Source organism: Sphingomonas naphthae (assembly GCF_028607085.1).
GTDB classification, from domain to species: domain Bacteria; phylum Pseudomonadota; class Alphaproteobacteria; order Sphingomonadales; family Sphingomonadaceae; genus Sphingomonas_Q; species Sphingomonas_Q naphthae.
In genome coordinates, this window is sequence record NZ_CP117411.1 from 2,306,720 (window position 1) to 2,326,573 (window position 19,854).

General features: G+C 65.3%; 19 protein-coding genes. 9 read left to right on the plus strand and 10 right to left on the minus strand.

What is annotated here, in order from left to right:
* Positions 1-21 precede the first annotated feature (21 nt).
* Positions 22-1,377 carry an MFS transporter gene (locus tag PQ455_RS11055; protein WP_273686134.1) on the minus strand — a complete coding sequence of 452 codons (1,356 nt, stop codon included), beginning with the start codon at positions 1,375-1,377 and terminating at the stop codon, positions 22-24.
* A 119-nt stretch (positions 1,378-1,496) separates the two neighbouring features.
* Between PQ455_RS11055 and PQ455_RS11060 the strand changes: the two genes are divergently transcribed.
* Positions 1,497-2,336 (plus strand): MaoC/PaaZ C-terminal domain-containing protein, encoded by an 840-nt coding sequence (locus PQ455_RS11060; RefSeq protein ID WP_273686135.1) that lies wholly within the window; start codon positions 1,497-1,499, stop codon positions 2,334-2,336.
* 2 nt (positions 2,337-2,338) lie between these two features.
* On the opposite strand, the gene PQ455_RS11065 is transcribed toward PQ455_RS11060, so the two are convergent.
* A complete protein-coding gene (locus tag PQ455_RS11065; RefSeq protein WP_273686136.1) occupies positions 2,339-2,989 on the minus strand; it encodes a TetR family transcriptional regulator in 651 nt (216 codons plus the stop codon).
* A gap of 64 nt (positions 2,990-3,053) precedes the next feature.
* Entirely contained in the window at positions 3,054-3,809 is a 756-nt protein-coding gene (locus tag PQ455_RS11070; protein WP_273686137.1) for an enoyl-CoA hydratase-related protein, read from the minus strand.
* 56 nt (positions 3,810-3,865) lie between these two features.
* On the opposite strand from PQ455_RS11070, the gene PQ455_RS11075 reads away from it, so the two are divergent.
* The gene (locus PQ455_RS11075) at positions 3,866-4,624 is read left to right on the plus strand and encodes an SDR family NAD(P)-dependent oxidoreductase (protein WP_273686138.1); all 759 of its coding nucleotides are present in this window, start codon (positions 3,866-3,868) and stop codon (positions 4,622-4,624) included.
* Positions 4,625-4,643: 19 nt separating this feature from the next.
* Here PQ455_RS11075 and PQ455_RS11080 read toward each other — a convergent pair whose 3' ends face one another.
* From PQ455_RS11080 to PQ455_RS11105, 6 genes are all read right to left on the minus strand, one after another.
* Positions 4,644-5,447 (minus strand): crotonase/enoyl-CoA hydratase family protein, encoded by an 804-nt coding sequence (locus tag PQ455_RS11080; protein ID WP_273686139.1) that lies wholly within the window; start codon positions 5,445-5,447, stop codon positions 4,644-4,646.
* Positions 5,448-5,467: 20 nt separating this feature from the next.
* Positions 5,468-6,616, minus strand: a complete 1,149-nt coding sequence (locus PQ455_RS11085) for an acyl-CoA dehydrogenase family protein (protein ID WP_273686140.1) — start codon at positions 6,614-6,616, stop codon at positions 5,468-5,470.
* Positions 6,609-7,655: an acyl-CoA dehydrogenase family protein gene (locus PQ455_RS11090; protein WP_273686141.1), complete on the minus strand. Its 1,047-nt coding sequence runs from the start codon at positions 7,653-7,655 to the stop codon at positions 6,609-6,611. The genes PQ455_RS11085 and PQ455_RS11090 overlap by 8 nt, the downstream gene beginning before the upstream one ends.
* Positions 7,656-7,741: 86 nt before the next feature.
* Positions 7,742-8,203 carry a nuclear transport factor 2 family protein gene (locus PQ455_RS11095; protein ID WP_273686142.1) on the minus strand — a complete coding sequence of 154 codons (462 nt, stop codon included), beginning with the start codon at positions 8,201-8,203 and terminating at the stop codon, positions 7,742-7,744.
* Positions 8,203-9,837 (minus strand): FAD-dependent monooxygenase, encoded by a 1,635-nt coding sequence (locus PQ455_RS11100; protein ID WP_273686143.1) that lies wholly within the window; start codon positions 9,835-9,837, stop codon positions 8,203-8,205. The genes PQ455_RS11095 and PQ455_RS11100 overlap by 1 nt, the downstream gene beginning before the upstream one ends.
* Positions 9,838-9,865: 28 nt before the next feature.
* A complete protein-coding gene (locus PQ455_RS11105; protein ID WP_273686144.1) occupies positions 9,866-11,275 on the minus strand; it encodes an FAD-dependent oxidoreductase in 1,410 nt (469 codons plus the stop codon).
* 143 nt (positions 11,276-11,418) lie between these two features.
* On the opposite strand from PQ455_RS11105, the gene PQ455_RS11110 reads away from it, so the two are divergent.
* The gene (locus PQ455_RS11110) at positions 11,419-12,384 is read left to right on the plus strand and encodes a LysR substrate-binding domain-containing protein (protein WP_273686145.1); all 966 of its coding nucleotides are present in this window, start codon (positions 11,419-11,421) and stop codon (positions 12,382-12,384) included.
* A 6-nt stretch (positions 12,385-12,390) separates the two neighbouring features.
* Here the strand turns inward: PQ455_RS11110 and PQ455_RS11115 are convergent, their stop codons facing one another.
* On the minus strand, positions 12,391-13,011 hold the full coding sequence (locus tag PQ455_RS11115) for a TetR/AcrR family transcriptional regulator (RefSeq protein ID WP_273686146.1): 621 nt from the start codon (positions 13,009-13,011) through the stop codon (positions 12,391-12,393).
* 133 nt (positions 13,012-13,144) lie between these two features.
* Here PQ455_RS11115 and PQ455_RS11120 point away from each other — a divergent pair, with 133 nt between their 5' ends.
* From PQ455_RS11120 to PQ455_RS11145, 6 genes are all read left to right on the plus strand, one after another.
* A complete protein-coding gene (locus PQ455_RS11120; protein ID WP_273686147.1) occupies positions 13,145-13,969 on the plus strand; it encodes an SDR family NAD(P)-dependent oxidoreductase in 825 nt (274 codons plus the stop codon).
* Between the two features lie 27 nt (positions 13,970-13,996).
* A complete protein-coding gene (locus PQ455_RS11125; protein ID WP_273686148.1) occupies positions 13,997-15,187 on the plus strand; it encodes an acyl-CoA dehydrogenase family protein in 1,191 nt (396 codons plus the stop codon).
* A gap of 12 nt (positions 15,188-15,199) precedes the next feature.
* Positions 15,200-16,312, plus strand: a complete 1,113-nt coding sequence (locus PQ455_RS11130) for an acyl-CoA dehydrogenase family protein (protein WP_273686149.1) — start codon at positions 15,200-15,202, stop codon at positions 16,310-16,312.
* Between the two features lie 85 nt (positions 16,313-16,397).
* Positions 16,398-17,528, plus strand: coding sequence for an acyl-CoA dehydrogenase family protein (locus PQ455_RS11135; protein WP_273686150.1), 1,131 nt, complete (start codon positions 16,398-16,400; stop codon positions 17,526-17,528).
* 82 nt (positions 17,529-17,610) lie between these two features.
* Positions 17,611-18,804 (plus strand): CaiB/BaiF CoA transferase family protein, encoded by a 1,194-nt coding sequence (locus PQ455_RS11140; RefSeq protein ID WP_273686151.1) that lies wholly within the window; start codon positions 17,611-17,613, stop codon positions 18,802-18,804.
* Positions 18,801-19,802 (plus strand): alcohol dehydrogenase catalytic domain-containing protein, encoded by a 1,002-nt coding sequence (locus PQ455_RS11145; RefSeq protein ID WP_273686152.1) that lies wholly within the window; start codon positions 18,801-18,803, stop codon positions 19,800-19,802. Before PQ455_RS11140 ends, PQ455_RS11145 begins: the two co-directional genes overlap by 4 nt.
* Positions 19,803-19,854: the final 52 nt, after the last annotated feature.

Here is a 19,854-nt window from a genome sequence, read left to right on the forward strand (position 1 = left end):
ACCTGGCTGTGCGTCGCGCCGTCAGGCGGTAACGACCGCTGCGGTGGCCGCTCGCGCTTTCTGCTCCCTGCGCCACGTCCAGGCACCGAACAGGTAGCACGCCGCTGCCAGCGGCAGGCAGATCGTGCCGAGTGTGCCGAGCGCCTTGCCTAACGCGAGCGGATCGCCCGGCCAGCGCGCGGCAAAAACCGTCACGGCATAGGGGCCGGACGTGGACGCGACGAGGTGCATGACCATCAGGCTCAATGCCGAAAGGCGGGCGCGCATCAGGCTCGGGCCGAAAATCTGGACGGCGAGCGGCGGCATCACGCCGGCGGCGGCGAACGCGATCTGCCCGAAGCCGACCGCGACCAGCGCGATCAACGTGCTGTGCATCGTGTAACCGAACAGCATGATCGGCAGCAGGACGAGGCAAGCCGCCGCCATCGCCGGCAGCACACCTCGCCCGACGGTGCCACGCCCATCGAGCCGGCGGGACAGGTAAGGCCAGACGAAGGCGCCGAAGAGACCCGCGAAGGCCCCGACCGCGCCGATCCGTGCCCCCGCTTCGGCCGGCGACAGACCGTGCCCGCGCACGAGCAAAGTGGGCATCCAGGCCACCGCGCCCATCGAGCAAGTCGCGAACAGCGCGGTGCCGGCATAGAGCGGCACCCATAGCTTCCAATGCCGCCGCAGATAATCGACGAAGCTGCCGAAATCCGATCGCGTATGCTCGTCGGTCGCGTCGATCTGCCGCTCGGGTTCGCGAACGGTGAAGAGCATCAGGGCGATGGCGAGAAAGCCGGGGATGCCGACGAGGATCAGCGCCCAGCGCCATTCGGCCAGACCCACATGGGCCACCAGATAGCCGCCGACCGCGAGCGCACCCGATCCTACCAAGAACGAGCCCATGTTCATGAGGCTTATCATCGATGTGAACGTCGATGTCGGCGGGCCACGCCGTTCGCGCGGGAACAGATCGGCGATCAGCGATACGGCGGCCGGCGTCATGACAGCTTCACCGATCGCGACGCCGGTGCGGCAGATCAGCAGCGTCGTGAAGGATTCGGCGAAACCGGCGGCGATCGTCAGCGCGCTCCAGATGGCGACGCCGAAGATCAGCACCGGCTTGCGGCGTTTGCGATCGATGATGTGCGCCAAGGGTACGCCGCTGAGCGCATAAACGACGGCAAAGCCCGGGCCAATCAGCATCGCCATCTGCGCGTCGGTCAGATGAAGATCGCGGATCACCGGCTGTGCCACCAGCGCCAATATGTAGCGATCGAGAAACGACAGGCCGATCAGGAATGTCAGAATGCCGACGATATACCACGCCTGGGGCGCGATCGGCCGGACGCCCCCTCCGGACGCGGATTGGGGGGCAGCGGGACTCGCCATCAGCATCTTGTCTCTCCGATTGGTCTGTTTATTTCTAATCGAACGAATAACGATGGTCTATAGCAATGCTCATACCATCGCGATATCCCGGTTAAGGGTTGCGGCGGGCGAGGATAGCGATGAAACTGGCGGACTTGCTCGAAACCAAGGTGCGGGGCTGGCAGCGGCAATGGGATGAGCGGGACACCCTGCTCTACGCCCTGAGCCTCGGTTTCGGCATGGACCCGGTCGATCCCGTCGATCATCGCTTTGTCTATGAAGGGGTCGGGCTGCATACGGTGCCAACGATGGCCGTCGTACTGGCCTCGACCGGAATTCTGCAGAAGACCGGCCTGTCGCTGCCGCAGGTGCTGCATGCCGGCCAGCGTCTGGCAGTTCATCGTCCACTTCCGGCGCAAGGCGCCCTCTTGGCCGATGCGTCGGTGATGTCGATCGCTGATCGCGGGCCGACGAAAGGCGCGTTCGTCGAGCTTCGCACGGAGGCGCGCCTGGCAATCGACGATGCGCCGCTGTTCACCTTCGACATGATTGTCCTCGCACGCGAGATCGGCGGCATCGGCAGCGCGGGCTGCCCTTTCAATGCGGCACATGGCGATCCCGTGCGCCCAGCGGATCGAACGGTCACGCTGGACACGCGTCCCGATGCGGCGTTGCTCTATCGTCTCAACGGCGATCGCAATCCGCTGCACGCCGATCCCGAGGTGGCGCGTCGCGTCGGGTTCGAACGCCCCATCCTGCATGGCCTGTGCACGTATGGAATGGTCTGTCGGGCGCTGGTTCGTGCGGGGGTCGCGCCCGAGTCGCTCATGTCCCTCGACGCCCGCTTTTCCGCACCCGTCTATCCGGGTGACCGGCTGAGCTTCGATTTGTGGGACGAAGGCAGCGACATCCGTTTCAACTGCCGTGTCGCGGATCGGGATGTCGTGGTGCTGCGCGACGGTCTATGCCGCCGCAGGTGATATCAGTCCGCACTCGTCGTGGCGCTGATCCCCTGAAGGATCAGCGCCACGACATGGTCGGTATATTCCCGCCGCAGTTCGTCGATCGAAACATCGGGTTGGAGGTGAGGCAATACGCCCCGGCTCGAAAAAAGCTGATCGCATGCGCCGATCGTGGTCAGGTAGAAGAGATTGGGGTCGATCTTGCGGAACTCGCCGTTGCGATGTCCCTCTTCCAGGATGGTGCGATAGAAGTTGCGGATCGGCAGCACGACGCGGCGCGCAACCTCCTTTTGCGCCTCGGCATCGACCCGGTTGAAGGCACCCCGGATCAGGCGGTTGATATAGGGATAGCGCTGATAGACGCGAATGATCCCCGAAAGATGGGTCGTCAGCTTGCGCGTCGCGCTTTCCGGCCCGGCCTGAAGCAGGTTGAGATCGCGGATGGCCGTGCCCACGTCGCGATCGAGCAGGGCGAGCAGAAAGCCGTCCTTGTTGCCGAAATAATATTTCACGAGTGCCGAATTGACGCTCGCCCGAGCGGCGATGTCGCTCAACGGGATATCGATCTCGTCGCGCTCGCTCATCAACTCGCTGCCCGCCTGCAACAATGCCTCGCGGGCATCCTGCTTGCGCTGGGGCAGAGTCAAAGGTCGTTCGGACAGGTCGCGCATCGTGCATAGGCCTATCACCTTGGCGCCCGGCAGGTGTCAAGAAATCGCGTGTCGCGCGAACCACCTAGCCGGCGTGTGCCCGGCTCGACCCGACATGATCGAACCGAAGGTCGCCCCCTGCCCGCTCCCGGTTGCGCTTCGCGAAATCCCGCTCATACGCCAGGGCGCCTTCGAGAGGCAGCAGGCTGCCCCCGTCGATCAATTCCTTGGTGGGTGCCGCGATCCCCTTCACGCCGCTCACGATCGACAGGGCCATCGCCTCCGCGATATCGAGCAGGTCCGCATCGGGCACCACCCGGTTGGCGAGCCCCCAGTCCGCCGCCTCCCGCGCGGACAGCGAGCGGCCCGTCAGCTCGAGTTCCTTGGCGCGGTAGATGCCGATCGCGCGCTGAAGCCGGGCCGAAAGACCCCATCCCGGAAAGAGCCCCACCCGCGAGTGGGTGTCCACGAAGCGCGCGCTCTCCGCTGCCAGGATGATGTCGCACGCCACGGTGATCTCGAAACCGCCGGTCACCGCCGGCCCGTTAATCGCCGCGATCACCGGGCCACGCCATGCGCTGATCGTCCTGGCCGGATTGAAACCCGCGATGGCGATCGAACCATGGGCTTTCAGCATGTCGACATCGAGGCCGGCGCAGAATGCCCGCCCGCGCCCCGTCAGGATCACGACTTCGACAGAGGGATCGGCATCGAGATCGGCCATCGCCTCATCGAATGCCGCCAGCATCTCGGGCAACAGCGCGTTCAGGCGCTCCGGCCGGTTGAACGCGACGGTCGCGAAGCCCTCGCCGCGGATCACCTCCAACATGTCGCTCGGCATGAATTCTCTCCTTCTTATCGGCGCTGTCGGCGGCGCATTTACGGGACAAATCTACGATGATGCAGAATGGGAAAACCGCTGTGGTAACCGGCGCCAGCGGCGGGTTCGGGCAGGCCATCGCGCGTCGTTTGGCCGCGGATGGCCATCCGCTCGTCCTTTTGGGCCGCCACGGCGACATTGAAGGTCTGGCCGAAGAATTGCGGGCGACAGGGGCGACGGTGTGGATCGAACGCCCCGACCTTGCCGATGGTGATGCGGTGATCGCTGCGGGCCGCCGCATTCTGGCGGAGGCAGGTTCGATCCATATCCTGGTCAACAATGCGGGCTTGGCCGTGCGTCGACCGGGCGGTCCCGTTCTGCTGGACGACATGACGCTGACGGAATGGAATCATGCGGTTGCAGTCAACCTGTCCGCCGCCTTCCTGCTGACCCAGCAATTCGCGCCGGGCATGCGTGACAAAGGCTGGGGCCGGATCGTCAACATCAGTTCACGGGCGGGGCGCACAGGCATGGAGGCGGGGGATGTCGCCTATGCGGTCACCAAGGCGGGGCTGATCGGCCTCACGCGGAAAGCCGCTTATGAGCTGGCGCCGCACGGTATCACCGTCAACGCCATCGCCGCGGGCCGCTTCGACGCGGGCATGGCCATGGAAACGGACCCTGCGGTCGCCTCGCGGACCTTGGCCGCGATCCCGGCCGGTCGTGCCGGCGACGTGCGCGAACTCGCCGCAACCGTCGCCTTTCTGGTATCGGACGGCGCCGCTTACATGACCGGCGCCGTGCTCGACGTGAACGGCGGCACTTTCATGGGATAGGCGCTGCCCGCCGCTCACATCAGCGGCCGGTGAACACCGGCGCCCGCTTTTCGATGAAGGCGGTAATCGCCTCGGCATGATCCTGCGTTTCATGCGCTATGGCCTGTGCGGAGGCGGAAGCGTCGAGCAGCGACGGCAGATCGGCGGTCTGCGCCTGCCGGATGAGCCGCTTGGTCAGGCGCACCGCGACCGGCGGATTGGCCGCGATCGCAGCGGCGACCGACCGCGCCGCCGCCATCAATTCCGCATCGTCGACCACCTTGGACACCAGGCCGAGGCGCCAAGCCTCCTCGGCATCGATGATTTCCCCGGTGAGCGACAATTCCATCGCCTTGGATTCGCCCACGATGCGGCGCAGCAGCCAAGCGCCGCCATCGCCGGGCACGATGCCCAATTTCACGAAGCTCTCGGCAAATCGCGCGCTGCGACCGGCGATCCGCACGTCGCACATGCACGCCAGATCGCAGCCGGCACCAATGGCCGGACCGTTGACCGCCGCGACGACCGGGACGTCGATTGCGGCGAACGCCAGAGGAATGCGTTGGATGCCCCGACGATAGTTGCTGACCGTCTCAGACGGGGTGGCGCCCTGCGGGCCCCTGCCCTCGTGCATCGCCTTCAGATTGCCGCCGGTGGAAAAGGCGCTGCCCGCCCCGGTCAAGATGACGACCCGAACCTCGGGATCCTGATCGGCAGCATGTAGCGCATCGACCACGGCATCCACGGTCGGAAGGTCGGAGATCGGATTGCGCAGCGTCGGCTGATTGAGGGTCAGCGTGCGGATACCGGCGTCGGTTTCCGCCAGAACGAGGGCTTCGGACATGTCTTCCTCCAAATCAGGTCTCAGCGCAGGCCAAGGCCGCGCGCGATGATGCCACGCAGGATTTCCCGTGTGCCCCCCCTAAGCGACCAGGCCGGGGCATTGAGCAGGGTGATCGCCATGACCGCCGCGAAGTCCTTCGCGCTGCCCTCGTCGGGCTCGACATCGACCAGTTGACGCGCGATCTCGGGTATCTGCTGCTCGAAACTGGCGCCAAGATCCTTCACGATCGATGCCTGGAGCATTGGATTTTCGCCCCGCTGGAGCATGCCGGCAACAGACTGGGACATGCGGCGCAGGGTCATTACCCGCGCCACGATCCGGCCGATCGCCCCGGCAGCCTGCCCATCGGGGCTGCGCGACAGCACGCGCACCAATTGATCGAGCAGTTCGAACGACGACAGGAAGCGCTCCGGCCCGCTCCGCTCGAAGGCGAGTTCGCTCATCACCTGGTTCCAGCCATCGCCCCGCTTGCCGATGATCGCATCGGCCGGCAGGAACACGTCCTCGAACGACACCTCGTTGAAATGATGCGCCCCGGTCATGTCGACGATCGGCCGGATGGTGATGCCCGGGGTCGTCAGATCGACCAGGAACTGACTCATCCCGGCGTGACGCGCTTCGACACCGCCGTCGGTGCGGCACAACAGGATCATGTAATGGGAATAATGCGCGCCGCTGGTCCACAGCTTGGTGCCGTTGATGCGGAAGCCGCCTTCCACCTCGACCGCACGGGTCCGCACCGCCGCCAGATCCGAGCCGGAATCGGGCTCGCTCATGCCGATGCAGAAGAAGCATTCGCCGGCCGCTATGCGCGGCAGGATGGCCTGCCGCTGCGCTTCGCTGCCGTCCTTCAGGATCAGCGGCCCGCTCTGTCGGTCGGCGATCCAGTGCGCGGCGACCGGCGCTCCCGCCGCCAGCATTTCCTCCATCACCACATAGCGCTCGAGCGCGCTGCGCTCATGCCCGCCATATTTCTTGGGCCAGGTCATCGCGATCCAGCCGCGCTCGCCCAGCTTTCGGCTGAATGCCTTGTCGTGCCCCGTCCAGGACAGGGCCCGGTCGCGGGCCTGGCGATCGCCGATCGTCTCGCGCAGGAAGTCGCGGACCTCCTGCCGGAGATCTGCTGCGGCGAGCGGCGGCGGCGGCGGGAAATGGAGGAGATCAGCCACGGGCCACCTCCGCGTCCATCGACACGAGCACCGGCCACAGGCCATCCTGCGATGCGCTCAAGACCCATCGCCCCAGCCAGTCGGCCCACAGCGTTTCCGAGCCATATTCGTCCCGCCAGGTCCACAATTGCTTGGTCAGCCGATGGAGCATGTGTTCCTCGGTGAAGCCGATCGCGCCGTGCACCTGGTGCACGATCGGGGCGATGATGCCGGCCGCCTCGCCGCAGCGGACCTTGGCAGCGGCGATCGCAACGACGTCGGCCTGCGCGCCAAAGCCCTGAGCCGCGCTGTCCGCCGCCGCGACGGCAGCCGACACTTCTCCCGCCACGATCGCCAATTGTTGCTGAATCGCCTGAAACTTGGCCAACGGCTGGCCGAACTGGCGCCGTTCGCCGACATATTGGACGGTCTGCTGCAAAAGCCGCGCGGCCGCACCGGCGATCAGTTGGCACCGGATCGCGGCGCCGACAGCGCGCCACGTCCAGCCGTCGAATCCGGCGGGCAAGGGCACGACATCCGCCTCCCCAAGCACGACATCCACCACGAGATCGTCCCGCGGTTCTCCGGAAAGGCTGCTCCCGGTAGCCGCCGTAACGATATCCGTCGTCGCGATCGACACCAGACAGGGTGCGGCATCGATCGTGGCGAATGCCAGAACGCGATCGACATTGCGGCTCCACGGCACGCGACCCAGCCGGCCGCCGGCACGGAAGCCGGCGGCCTCGCGTGTCACCGATATCTGCTCCGGGGTCGGCGCGATGGCGGCCCCGACGAGTTCCAGACCGACGAGCGACAGCAGCCAGTTGGCATGGAGTGTTTCGGCGATCGGCAAGATGCCGGTGTATCCGCCTACCGCCCGGAGGAGCGGCAGCACTTCCGAAGGCGACAGCGCAAAGCCGCCGCTTTCTTCAGACGCCAGCGCGAGCGGTATACCCGCTTCCATCATGAGGCCGAAGCCTCGTCCATCGGTCGCCCCGGGGCGGAAATCGGCAGCGGCGGCGCGGTCGCCGACGATCCGTTCCGTCAGATCGATCAGCATTTCTCCCGGACTGTCCACATCATCTCCAGCATCAAATGGTCGGTCCATGCTTAATCGTCATGATTATAATGGGCAAGCCAAAGAGATTACAGAGCGTCGATATGGAACCGGCCCGCCACCGGCCTGCCAAAGGCATAGGCGGACTGGATCGGGTTATAATATTCGCGCAGGCGCGAAATTCGGCCATCGACCAGATCGAACCGCATCACGTATCGATTGCGGTAGGCACGACCGGACTGCATCGTCACATCGCCCTGAAACTCCACGAAAATGCGCGCACCATCGGCGGTGACGCTCGTCTCGATCTCCGTCGAGCGATTGACCCGACCTTCCTGCGCAAAGGCTTCTCGCCAGAAATCCACGCACGCATCGCGGCCCCGATAGACCCGGAAGAAGCCTTGTTCGGTCCGGCCGGATTCGTTGAAGGGCAGTTCGATCACGACATCGTCGGTCATCATGGCCCGAAGGCCGTCGAGCTCCTTGGCTCGGATCGCCCTGTTCCAGCGCCGCAAGGTTTCCTGCGCCGACGTTGTCGCATCCGCCGTCATCATGCCGCGCTTGCGATCATGTCGAGCACGCGGCCGGTAACGCGATCGACCAGCCGCCGACTATCGATGGGCAACGCGTCTCCCCGCCACGCGATGTGCAGGTCCGGCCGCACCAGCAGCAGCCCGCAGCCATAGGCCTCGCGCACAAACGGATTATCCAGCCGGACGACATCCAGCGGCGCCCCGACATCGGCGAAGGCCGTTTCAAGGCTCGCTGTCGGCGTCTTCCCTTGGAGGTCGAGCAAGGTATAGCCCGGCCCCATCACATCCTGCATCGCCCGGCCGTCCGCCAGCCAGATATGCGGGATGCGGACGCCGGGGGCGGCATCGGGGCGATAGACGATCGTGTCCCACCTTTGCGGTTCGCCGGTCTCGGCTTCGATCAGAGGCGAGCCGGCATAGGAATAGCCGAGTTCCACTCCCACCATATCATGAACGCGCCGATGGTGGGCGACGGCCAGTTCGGTGACCGTGTCACGGACAGCGGCAGCCTCCGGCGTGTCTTCCCGAATGATCGGCGTCACGGCCTTTCGCCAGATGCCCATGCCGGATGCGGCCCACCCGGAGGCATCGCGGTTGCGCAGGCCGATTGGTCTGCGTTCGGCCTCGTAACTGTCCAGCAGGGCTTCCCCACCCCAACCCTGAACCGCACCGGCGAGCTTCCAGCCGAGGTCCACGGCGTCCCCGATCCCGGTGTTCATGCCCAGCCCGCCTGTCGGGATCACCAGATGCGCGGCGTCGCCGACGATGAACACCCGCCCATCCCGATAGCGATCCGCGACCAGCAGGTGCAGCCGCCAGCGCCCGACGTTCAATATCTCGAAATCGAAGGGAAATCCGACCCGATCGAGCACTTCCTGGCGGAAATCGGCGTCGTCCGGCAGCGAGGCGTTGATCGTGAACTCCTCGCGATCGCCCTGGACGATCAGCGACGCGCTGGTGGTGTCGGCGAAATAATAATGACGCCCCTGGCCGATCGGGATGCGATCGTAGAGTTCCTTCGACCGGAAGCAGATCTGGCGCATGTCCTGAAGCCCGCCGCTGCCGGACAGCTTGATGCCGAGCGCCTTGCGCACCAGGCTGGCACCGCCGTCGCACCCGGCGAGATAGCGGGCGCGCACTGTTTCCGGATCGTCGTCCAGCGGTTCCAGCCGCACATCGACCCCCTGCGCATCCTGATCGAAGGCCGCCAGCGCACAAGCATAGCGCACCGTCACGTTCGGCGTCGCTTCGGCGATCTGCTTGAGAAGCGGCTCCAGCTTGTTCTGCGAAACCAACTGGTAGGGTTCGAGCGGGCTGCCCAGCCCCTTGTTGGCGGCGATTTCCTGCCGGAACGCGCCGACCGATGGGTAATGGAAGTGCGCCAGCGGCGGATCGACAAGGCGCGTCGTGATGAACACGTCCATCGACGCTTCGGGCGGATAGCCGAGCGCGCGCACCCGATCCGCGAAACCGAGCCGGCGAAAGATCTCCATCGTCCGCGCGTTAGACCGATCCATCTTGGGCCACGGCCCCGTCGTCGGATCACGCTCGACGATCAGGCACCGCACGCCACGCTGGCCGAGATCGATCGCCAGCGTGAGGCCGACCGGCCCCGCCCCCGCGATCACGACATCATAATCGATCTGCTTCATCCCCGCGCAATCCCTTAGCGAAATGTTGTCAGACGATGGCGCCGGCGAGCAGCGGCTCGACCACGGCACGCGCGGCGGCACGGCCGGCGAGCATTCCGAACGTCGCCGAGGAGGCGAGCGAGGAGGCGCTGTAATAGCCGGCACCGTGGAATCCGCCGACGACCTCGCCGGCGGCATACAGGCCCTCGATCCGCTCGCCGAACCAGTCGAGCACCGCCATCCTCTCGTCGGTGACGATGCCACCGTATGTCGAGGTGATAGCGTTGGCGGTCGCGGCAATGTAGAAAGGCGGCTGGTCGATCGGGCGAAGCCCGGTTTTCCGGCCGAACTCCGTGTCATGGCCGGCCCGCGCGTCGCGGTTATAGCGGTCGATCGTCTGGACCAGCACCATCGGATCGATCCCGACGGTCGCCGCGAGTTCCGCGATGCTGCCAGCGGTCTGGATATAGCCGCCGACAACGCCTTCACGATAATTGTTGACCGACGTGTCATCGAGCGATTTGGCCATCAGCCGTTCGTCGAAGATCTGGAAACCGAGCCCGCCCGGCTGCTTCATCCCATCAGCGCTCACCCGCTTGTAGCTTTGCCCTTCGTCGCAGAAGCGGACCCCGTCTCGGTTGACCATCATCCCCCCTTCCAGGAAGGAGAAGATCAAGGGCGGCACCTCGTTGCTCGCCTCGACGACGTTGGGGTAGTTGCGGATACCGCCGCCGAACGAACCGGTGACGTGGCCCAGATCGGCATGGCTGGCCCCGAGGTCGCTCGCCATGACGAGGCCGTCGCCGGTGTTGCCCACCCCGCCATGCTTAACACCGCCCGCCAGTTCCGGCGCGTAGATGGCGAGAAGCTCGCGGGAGCGCGAAAAGCCACCGGTCGCGAGGATCACGCCGCCTGCGGCCTGCACGATAGCTTCCTGATCGCCGTAGAGGATGTGTGCGGCATCGACCCGCCGATCTGCGGTGCGGTGCAACCGGATGCCCGTCGATCGCGAGAAGAAGGTGATCTGGGGATGCGCCTGCACCGCCATGTGAAGATGCGTCACCGCCCGACTTGTGCCCGTCATGTGCAGACGCGTGTTCTTGGGATGAAGAGCGAATTTCACGCCCGACGCCCGCAGCAAACCATAGGCGGCCAGTTGGTTGTGCAGAAACGCATCCACGAGCACCGGATTGTTCTTGCCCCGGCCGCTCGCGAACAGGTCTGCGCGATAGGCGGCGATATCGTCCGAGATACCGGCGGCAGCTTGCAGATCGGTGCCGCAAAAGGCGAAGCCGCCTCCGGCGATCGCCGAACTCCCTCCCGGTTGGCCGCTTTTTTCCAGCAACAACACCTCGGCGCCCGCCTCGGCCGCGGCGAGCGCCGCACAATGACCGGCAATGCCTGCCCCCAGGATCAGCACGTCGGTTCGTGCCGGCAAATCCCCGGTTTCCCTCAGCATCGTGCGTTCATCCCGCGCATCCTCTCTCTGTGTCCGCACCGTCTAGGCCCCGGCGGAACGATGCGGGATTGCCAATCGCGGCAAGCCTGCTTTAACTTGAGGTTAAACCAGATGATATTCCGACCCAGCCGCTTTGGAAGCTCATGACGCGCAGATTGCCCTCCCTGAATGCGTTGCGGGCATTCGAAGCGGCAGGCCGACGAGGCAGCCTGACGGCTGCGGCGCACGAGCTTCAGGTGTCGGTGGCGGCGGTCAGCCGTCACGTCTCGCTGCTCGAAGCCCATTTCGGGAAAGGCCTGCTCCATCGGCGACGAAGCGGTGTCGTGCCGACCGGACCGGGCCAGGCCTATCTCACTGAGATTCACGCCGCCTTCGCGCAGATCGAGCGTGCCGGTCACGCGCTGATGGACGAAACCGCCCCACGACGGGTTCGGCTGGTGGCCTATCCCACCTTTACGACCGAATGGCTCGCCCAGCGACTAACCGGGTTCCGGCAGGCTCATCCAGATATCGACCTCGACGTGACCGTATCGAAACCCGGAAATCCGATCAGCGACCGGGAAGCCGACATCTGGATCACGGTCTTTCCTCAGGATATCGGTGCCCATCCATCGGATCACCTGTTCGATACGCTCGCGACATTGGTATGTACGCCCGAGTTGCGCGATGGCGAACCGCCTTTGCGGACGCCAGCCGACATTACCCACCACCTGCTCCTCCATGCCCGTCGCGAGCGGCAATTGTGGGAAGCGCTGCTGACGGCGCTTGGCGCTCCCGCTCTGGCCGACATGCGCCGGCTCCGGCTCGACACCCTGGGGCAGACGCTTCAGGCGGCACGCAGCAGCAGCGGAATCGCGCTTGCGAACCCCTTCTTCCTAGTCGAGGATCTTCAGCAGGCGCGACTGGTGATGCCGTTCGACTTCGCGCTCCGCTTCGACGTGCCACATCATCTGGTGTGCCACGGTGGTCGCGTTGACGGGCCGGCGGTTGCGGCCGTGCGCCAATGGCTGCTGGACGAGGCCAATGCGACTTCCACGGCGTTGAAGGCCCTGCTTGCCCATCGTCGGGTCGGAGCGGCCCATGTCGCGTTGCGCCAGCCTGCCAAATAGCGGCCTTCAGGCAATGGGCGCCTCGATGATGGCGGCGCCGGTCAGTACGATGTTCTCCAGCGGATCGCGCGCATCCCACACGTCGCTGGGCCGCCCCGTGGCATGATGCGCCTCCAGGGCGCTCAGCACCGAAACCAGATACCAGGCCAGGAAGATCAGGCGCTGCTGCATCGTCTCACGCGGTATATCCGGCCGCGCGCGTCGGAGATGATCGGTCAGGCCCGCGAACACCTCGTAGCGCATGTCGGACATGATGAGGTTCAGCATGTGGCGCCGCGTGAACAGCATGCTCGCCATGAACCGCAACGCCGTTTCCGTGCCGGCCTCGGCGCGCGGACGGGCGCGCACGATGATCTCCACCACCTCGCGAACCGACGCGGGGCTTGTCCGCCGCTGTAGAGCGTCCAGCCCTTCAGTCCATCGCACATGAACTGTCATGAAATAGTCGGCGACCAACTCGCTGATAAGCCCTTCCTTCGAGCCGAAATAATAGCTTAGCGATCCGACATTGCGGGCATCGGCCGCCGCCGCGATCTGGCGCACGGTCACCGCCTCGATCCCACGCTCGGCGAACAGCCGCTGTGCCGCCGATTTGATACGGGATCGCGTATCCCCGCCTTCAATCATGCCCTGTACCTCCCGCGACGGCGTCATGTGCCCTGACATAGCGATTTCGCCCTCGACACGCTAAAACTATCGTTCTAACAAAACGGTCTGACCATGTTTCAACGAGTCGGACAAGCGGGAGGCGAAGCAGGCGATGGCCGAGACGCAAGCAAGGCTCGACGGCAAGGTGGCCCTGGTCACGGGCGCCGGGCGCCGACGCAGCATCGGTCGCGCGATCGCCATGGCATTCGCGGATGCCGGGGCCGCCGTCGCGTTGATCGGTACCGGCCGCGATCCCGATACATTTCCCGATGACGAGAAGGCGCGTGGCTGGCGCGACATCGACAGCGTTGCCGACGAGATCGTTAGCCGTGGCGGGACGGCCACGACGATCGTCGCCGACATCGCCGATCCCGCCGACAGCGCGGATGCGATCGCGCAGACAATCGCCCGTCTCGGCCGGCTCGACATCCTTGTGAACAACGCCGGCGCGGCGCGGGGCGCCGATCGCGGGCCAGCGATCGATCTACCGTTCGACGAATGGCGGCGCGTCCATCGGGTGAACGTCGATGGCACATTCCTGATGGCGCAGGCGGCGGGGCGGGCAATGATCGATCGCGCGGAGGGTGGCGCGATCGTCAATATCTCCTCCGTCGCATCTCGCCTCGCCAACGCCGGCACCGCAGCTTACGCCTCCTCGAAGGCTGCGATGAACACGCTGTCCCGCGTCCTTGCGATGGAACTCGCGCCGCACGCGATCCGCGTCAACGCGATCCTGCCCGGCATCGTCGATACGGCCCGCGTCGACGATCTCGGCCGGGGCGAGCGGTGGCAGGAATTTCTGCGCGGCTTCTCGCCGATGGGGCGGGCCGGCGATGCGCAGGACATCGCCGCTTTGTGTCTGTTCCTCTGCGGCGATCAGGGCCGCTGGATCACCGGACAGGACATTGCAGTCGATGGCGGATCGACCTGGCACTGAATTTGAAGTCTCACGAAAGGACGGACGATGGATTTCACGCTTCCAGCCGAAGATGATCCCCGACGCATCGAAATACGCAGCTTTTTCGAGGACCACCCCGGTGCGAGCTACGCCCAACTCGCGGAGCGGGGATACACCGCCCCCAATTGGCCGGCACCCTGGGGAATTTCGGCGGATCCCGAGACGATGATCGTCCTCGAGCAGGAATATGCCCGCGCCGGCATCGCCCATCCGATGACGTTCAACCTCATCGCGATCAACCAGTGCGGCCAGTCGCTCCTGAAATGGGGAACGGACGACCAGCGGAAAGAACTGCTACCGCCGGCGCTGCGCTGCGAAGCACGCTGGTGCATGCTCTTCTCGGAGCCCTCGGGTGGCTCCGATCTGGCCGGTCTGCGTACGACCGCTCGGCGCGAGGGCGACGAATATGTCGTCAACGGGCAGAAGATCTGGAACTCCTCGGCCAATATCGCCTCACATGGCGTGTTGCTGGCACGAACCGATTCCACCGCTCCCAAGCACAAGGGCCTCACCCAGTTCGTGATCGACATGAAGACGCCGGGCGTCACCGTCCGGCCGATCGTGGATATGTCGGGCGAGGAAAGCGAATATTGCGAGGTCTTCCTCGATGAAGTCCGAATTCCGGTGAGCCGGCGCCTGGGGGAGGAAGGAGACGGCTGGCGGATCACGCTGGAGCAGTTGCAAACTGAACGGCAGAGCATGACCAAGCCTGGCGCCATCTGGGGCGGCGGGCCGACCGCGCGCGAATTGCTCGACGGGCTGATCGCCACTGGCCGCATCAAGGATCCCGTTATCCGCGGTGAAGCCGGGCGCCTCTATGTCGAGGGCGAGATGCTGCGCCTGATGAGCGCGCGCCACCTGAGCAACAAGATCAACGGCCGGCCGGCCGGCCCCGAGGGCAGCTTCGGCAAGATGATCGCCTCGCCGCACGGTCAGGCCATCTCGGACCTGGCCAAGCGCAGCCAGGGGCCTGCGGGCATGATCCGCAACCCCGACGTGCTGCCGCTTCCGGACAAGCACTTCGGCCGCTTCTCCAACTGGGATTACGCTTACTGGTTCGCGCCGGCCGGCACGTTGGGCGTGGGCACGCAGGAAATCCTGAAGAACGCCGTTTCCGAACGAATCCTGGGTCTCCCGCGTGAGGATGATCCCGACATCAAGCTGCCGTTCGACCGCACCCGCCGCGCCGCCGCCTGACGGAGAGATACGATGAATTTCAACCTGAGCGACGACAATCTGGCGCTGCGTGACGCGGCCGCCGATTTCCTGACGAACGAGATTGACCTGGCACCGCTGCTGGTGCCGGGCTCCACCGCCGACGCCATCGATCGGGAGAGTCTCTGGGCCAAGGTCGCCGGGCTCGGCTGGCCTGCTCTTGCCGTCCCGGAAAGCGCGGGTGGGCTCGGCATGAGCCTGCTGGATCTGGTGATGGTCGTGGGCGAAATCGGCCGTACCGTCGCACCCGTTGCGCTGCTGGGTACGCTGGCCGGCACCTGGGCGATCACCGCTGCGGGATCGGACGAGCAGCGTGACCGGCTGCTCGGGCCGGTGGCGGCCGGCCAATGCCGTCTTGCCCTGGCCGCCGCCGATGCCACGGGATTTCATGGCGCGATCCCCTCGGTTCGGGCGACCCCCAGCGCGGATGGCTATATCCTTGAGGGCGAGAGCCACTTCGTGGTGGACGCGCCCGAAGCCGACAGGATCGTCTGCATCGCCGTTCTCGATGGTGAGCGTCGCGCCTTCGTCGTCGATGCCGACGCGGCCGGCCTGGCGGTCGAACAGGTCGACTGGCGCGACATCACGCGCAAGGTGGCCATCGTTCGCTTTTCGGCGACGCCGGCCGAACGCCTCGAAGGTGGATGGGACGCGGCATGGCCCGACGTCCGTGACCGGCTGTATCTATACCTGGCCGCCGAGAGCGCGGCCGGCAGCCACGCCGTTCTCGACGAGGCGGTGGAATATGCCAAACAGCGCCGTGCCTTCGGCAAGCCGATCGGCCAGTTCCAGGCGATCAAGCACCAGCTGGCCGAGATCGCGGGACAGGTGGAACTGGCCGATGTCGGCGTCCAATATGCCGCCTGGGCACTCGACAATCGCGACCCGCGAGCGTCTCTGGCCGCCGCAATGGCGCAGGCCTATGCCAGCGACACCTATCGCAACGCGACCCATCGCAACATTCAGGTGTTCGGTGCGATCGGCTTCACCTGGGAAATGAAGAACCACCTCTTCTACAAAAGGGCGCGCTGTAATGCCGCCCTGCTGGGCGAAAGCGCGCATCAGCATGAGGAGGTCGTCGCCATGTTGGAGGCCGAAGCCGCCTGACCGGCCGCTTCGTCCATCACCGCGCGCTAGACGCGGATCAAAGGAGAGCAGAATGAACAGTCTCGGCCTTCCCGTCTCCGCACTGATGCGCGAGCCGGAGATCGAAGCCTTTCGCGACAGCGTGGCGCGTTTCTTCACACGGCACGTTCCGCCCGAGCGGAGCGCTAAATGGCGGGCCGACGGGCAGGTTGAGATCGGTTTCTGGAAAGAGGCCGCGGAGGCTGGACTGCTCGGCGTTTCGATCCCCTCCGAGTATGGCGGCGGTGGCGGCGATTTCCGCCATGACATCGTCATCTTCGAAGAAGTCGTGCGCCACGATGTCTCCGGCTTCTACGTCACCGGCCACAATGGCGTGGTGACGCCATATGTCCTGAAGCACGGTACGGACGAGCAGAAGCGGCGCTGGCTTCCCCGGCTGTGTTCGGGTGAATTGCGCGCGGCGATCGCGATGAGCGAGCCCGGCACCGGCTCGGACGTGCAGCAGATCCGCACCACGGCGGCGCGGGATGGAGACGGCTATCGCATCAACGGCGCCAAGACCTTCATCTCCAACGGCCAGGGCGGCAATTTCATCGTCGTCGCCGCCAAGACCGACCCCGGCGCCAAGGCGCGCGGCGTTTCGCTTCTGATCGTCGAGACCGACGATGCGCCCGGCTTCCGGCGTGGACGCAAGCTCAAGAAGATCGGCCAGGACGCCGCCGACACGTCCGAGATGTTCTTCGACGACGTATGGGTTCCTGCGGCGAACCTTCTGGGCGCGGTCGAGGGGCAGGGTTTTCGACAGATGATGACCGAATTGCCCCGTGAACGGCTGGTCATATCGACCGTTGCGCTCGCCAACGTCGAGGCGGCAATGACGACGACGCTGGATTATACCCGCAATCGCAAGGCCTTCGGCCAGCCGATCCTGGATTTCCAGAACACTCAGTTTCGTCTCGCCGAACTAAAGACCGAAGCGACCCTGGCTCGCGTGTTCCTGAATCATTGCATCGAACAGCAGGCCGCCGACGCACTCGACAACGCCACAGCGGCGATGTGCAAGCTCTACACGACCGAACTGCTGGGCCGGACGGTCGATCAATGCCTCCAGTTTCATGGTGGCTACGGCTATGTCGAGGACTATCCGATCGCCCGCCTCTATCGTGACGCTCGGGTATGTCGGGTCTATGGTGGATCGAGCGAGATCATGAAGATCATCATTGCCCGCACATTGTGAGAGTGGCTTGATCCATTCGATTGAGAACGGTAGGACCATCCTGCAATCCGCCGCATCGCGAGCAACGGAATCAGGGTGAGTGATGAGCAATCATAAGGCGTATGAAGGTCTAAAGGTTCTCGATCTTACGCAGGGAATCGCAGGGCCTTACGCGACGATGCTGCTGGCCGCCCACGGGGCGGATGTTCTCAAGCTGGAACCTGTAGAAGGCGACTGGGGCCGGGTTCTCGGCCGCTCGATCAATCGGGAATCGGTGAATTACCTCGCCAACAATTGGGGTAAACGGTCGATCGCGCTCGATCTCAAGTCCGAAGCCGGGCTCGCGGTCGCAAGGCGGCTGGCGGACCAATGCGATATCATGCTCGAGAGCTTTCGCCCCGGCGTCATCGATCGGCTGGGCCTGTCCTACAAAGCGGTGTCGTCGACCAATCCGAAGATCGTCTATGCCTCGATATCCGGCTTCGGCCAGTCGGGCCCCCAGTCGCGCCGTCCCGCTACCGATAATCTGATCCAGGCCTATTCGGGCTTCATGACGATGGCCAAGCAGGATGACGGCCGGCCACATCGCCTGCTGATGCCGGTCGTCGATGTGCTGACCGGCCTCTACGCCAACCAGGCGATCGGGGCCGCCGTGCTGAGACAGATCCGGTTTGGCGAGGGTGCCTGCCTCGATATCAACATGGTGCAGGCGGCGGCTGCCTATCAGTCGGCCAAGATCATGGAATGGGTCGAGACGGGCGGAAAGTCGCCGCCGCTCTACGTGCCGTCCGGGATGTACGAGACGGCGGATGGCTTCATCGTCATTAACGGCATGCGTGCCTCGCATTTCGCGTCGGTCTGCAAGGCGCTCGATTGCCCGGACCTTGCCGCCGATCCCCGCTGGCCGACCCCCAACCACCGGCTCGACTATCTTGACGAGATCAATGCCGTGCTTCGCGTCGAATTCCGCAAGCATCCCTCCGAGCAGATACTGGGCCGCCTGGCCGCCGATGGCGTGATGGCCGAGCGGGTGCGCAACTACGGCGAGTGGCTCGATGAGCCGCATGTGCAGGACACCGGCGCCTGCGACTGGGTCGAAACCGCCGCGTTCGGCCGCCTGCCGGTCGCCCGCGTGCCGGGCGTGCAACCGACGCGCTGGAGCCCCAGCGAGGGCCTGCCGCCGCCGATGGTGGGAGAACACAGTCGGGCCGTCCTGCAACGGCTCGGCTACGACGACGACTGGATCGCCGCGCAGATCGCCGCCGGGGCCATCGCCGAAACGGTGAGGGCCGCATGATGCGCGCGATCGGCCATCATGCGCCACGCGCGATCGGTGACGAGGCGTATGTCGCCGCCTTCGATCTCCCCCGCCCGGAGGCGACGGGGCATGATCTGCTGGTCAAGGTTCACGCCGTCAGCGTCAATCCGGTCGATCTGGCCCAATATCGTCGCGGTGCCGACGCCGCGGGCCCGCCGATGGTTCTCGGCTATGACGTGGCAGGGGAAGTGGTCGCCGTTGGCGAGGCGGCAAGCCTCTTCAAGCCCGGCGACGCGATCTTCTATGCCGGCTCGCCGACACGACCCGGCGGCAATGCAGAATACCAGCTGGTCGATGAGCGCTTGGCCGGGCCGAAGCCCGCCACCTTGTCCTTCGCCAATGCCGCGACCGTCCCCCTCGCCTATCTGACGGCTTATGAGGCACTCGGCGACGCGCTGGATGCCTGGGACGGGCCTGCGGGAACCCTGCTCGTCGCGGGCGGCTCCGGGCGGGTCGCGATCGCCGCCATCCAGATCGCCAAAGCTCTGTCGCCGCATGACGTGATCGCGGCCGCCGGTGACGCGCGCAGCCAGCAGATGGTCCGCGATGCCGGTGCCGATGCCGTCGTCAGCTATGCCGGCAAGATCGCGGATCAACTCAAAGCGCAGGGATTGTCGCGGCCCGAACGTATCCTGTCGATGCTGACGGACGCGACCAGCTGGCCGGGGCTCGTCGGCGCTCTGGCTCCCTATGGCGCGATCTGCGCGATCGATCGGGGTGGCAGCATCGAGCTTGCACCGCTGGTGGCCAAGGGCGGTCGTCTCGTCACCGAAGGTGTGTTCAATCGGGGCCTGTATCGGCGGGACATGATCCGACAGCATCGGGCGCTCGGCCATATCGGCCAGTTGATCGACGATCGCCGGCTGCAGCCGCCACCGCCGGACATGATCTGGCCGCTGGATGCCGACCATCTGACAAAGGCCCACGCCGCGATGGCCAAGCGGTCTGGGCCTGTCAGGATCGTGCTGACCTGCTGACCCACCCCGCCTTTCCACCACGCAAAAGGTTTGCAGCCGCCCACGTCCCGGT

Coding starts and splice junctions, on each gene's coding strand:
- PQ455_RS11080 (WP_273686139.1), bottom strand. CDS start 5,447: ATGTCCGAAGCCCTCGTTCTGGCGGAAACCGACGCCGGTATCCGCACG.
- PQ455_RS11060 (WP_273686135.1), top strand. CDS start 1,497: ATGAAACTGGCGGACTTGCTCGAAACCAAGGTGCGGGGCTGGCAGCGG.
- PQ455_RS11055 (WP_273686134.1), bottom strand. CDS start 1,377: ATGGCGAGTCCCGCTGCCCCCCAATCCGCGTCCGGAGGGGGCGTCCGG.
- PQ455_RS11065 (WP_273686136.1), bottom strand. CDS start 2,989: ATGCGCGACCTGTCCGAACGACCTTTGACTCTGCCCCAGCGCAAGCAG.
- PQ455_RS11115 (WP_273686146.1), bottom strand. CDS start 13,011: ATGATTGAAGGCGGGGATACGCGATCCCGTATCAAATCGGCGGCACAG.
- PQ455_RS11075 (WP_273686138.1), top strand. CDS start 3,866: ATGATGCAGAATGGGAAAACCGCTGTGGTAACCGGCGCCAGCGGCGGG.
- PQ455_RS11120 (WP_273686147.1), top strand. CDS start 13,145: ATGGCCGAGACGCAAGCAAGGCTCGACGGCAAGGTGGCCCTGGTCACG.
- PQ455_RS11125 (WP_273686148.1), top strand. CDS start 13,997: ATGGATTTCACGCTTCCAGCCGAAGATGATCCCCGACGCATCGAAATA.
- PQ455_RS11130 (WP_273686149.1), top strand. CDS start 15,200: ATGAATTTCAACCTGAGCGACGACAATCTGGCGCTGCGTGACGCGGCC.
- PQ455_RS11140 (WP_273686151.1), top strand. CDS start 17,611: ATGAGCAATCATAAGGCGTATGAAGGTCTAAAGGTTCTCGATCTTACG.
- PQ455_RS11095 (WP_273686142.1), bottom strand. CDS start 8,203: ATGACGGCGGATGCGACAACGTCGGCGCAGGAAACCTTGCGGCGCTGG.
- PQ455_RS11145 (WP_273686152.1), top strand. CDS start 18,801: ATGATGCGCGCGATCGGCCATCATGCGCCACGCGCGATCGGTGACGAG.
- PQ455_RS11110 (WP_273686145.1), top strand. CDS start 11,419: ATGACGCGCAGATTGCCCTCCCTGAATGCGTTGCGGGCATTCGAAGCG.
- PQ455_RS11100 (WP_273686143.1), bottom strand. CDS start 9,837: ATGAAGCAGATCGATTATGATGTCGTGATCGCGGGGGCGGGGCCGGTC.
- PQ455_RS11070 (WP_273686137.1), bottom strand. CDS start 3,809: ATGCCGAGCGACATGTTGGAGGTGATCCGCGGCGAGGGCTTCGCGACC.
- PQ455_RS11105 (WP_273686144.1), bottom strand. CDS start 11,275: ATGCTGAGGGAAACCGGGGATTTGCCGGCACGAACCGACGTGCTGATC.
- PQ455_RS11135 (WP_273686150.1), top strand. CDS start 16,398: ATGCGCGAGCCGGAGATCGAAGCCTTTCGCGACAGCGTGGCGCGTTTC.
- PQ455_RS11090 (WP_273686141.1), bottom strand. CDS start 7,655: ATGCTGATCGATCTGACGGAACGGATCGTCGGCGACCGCGCCGCCGCT.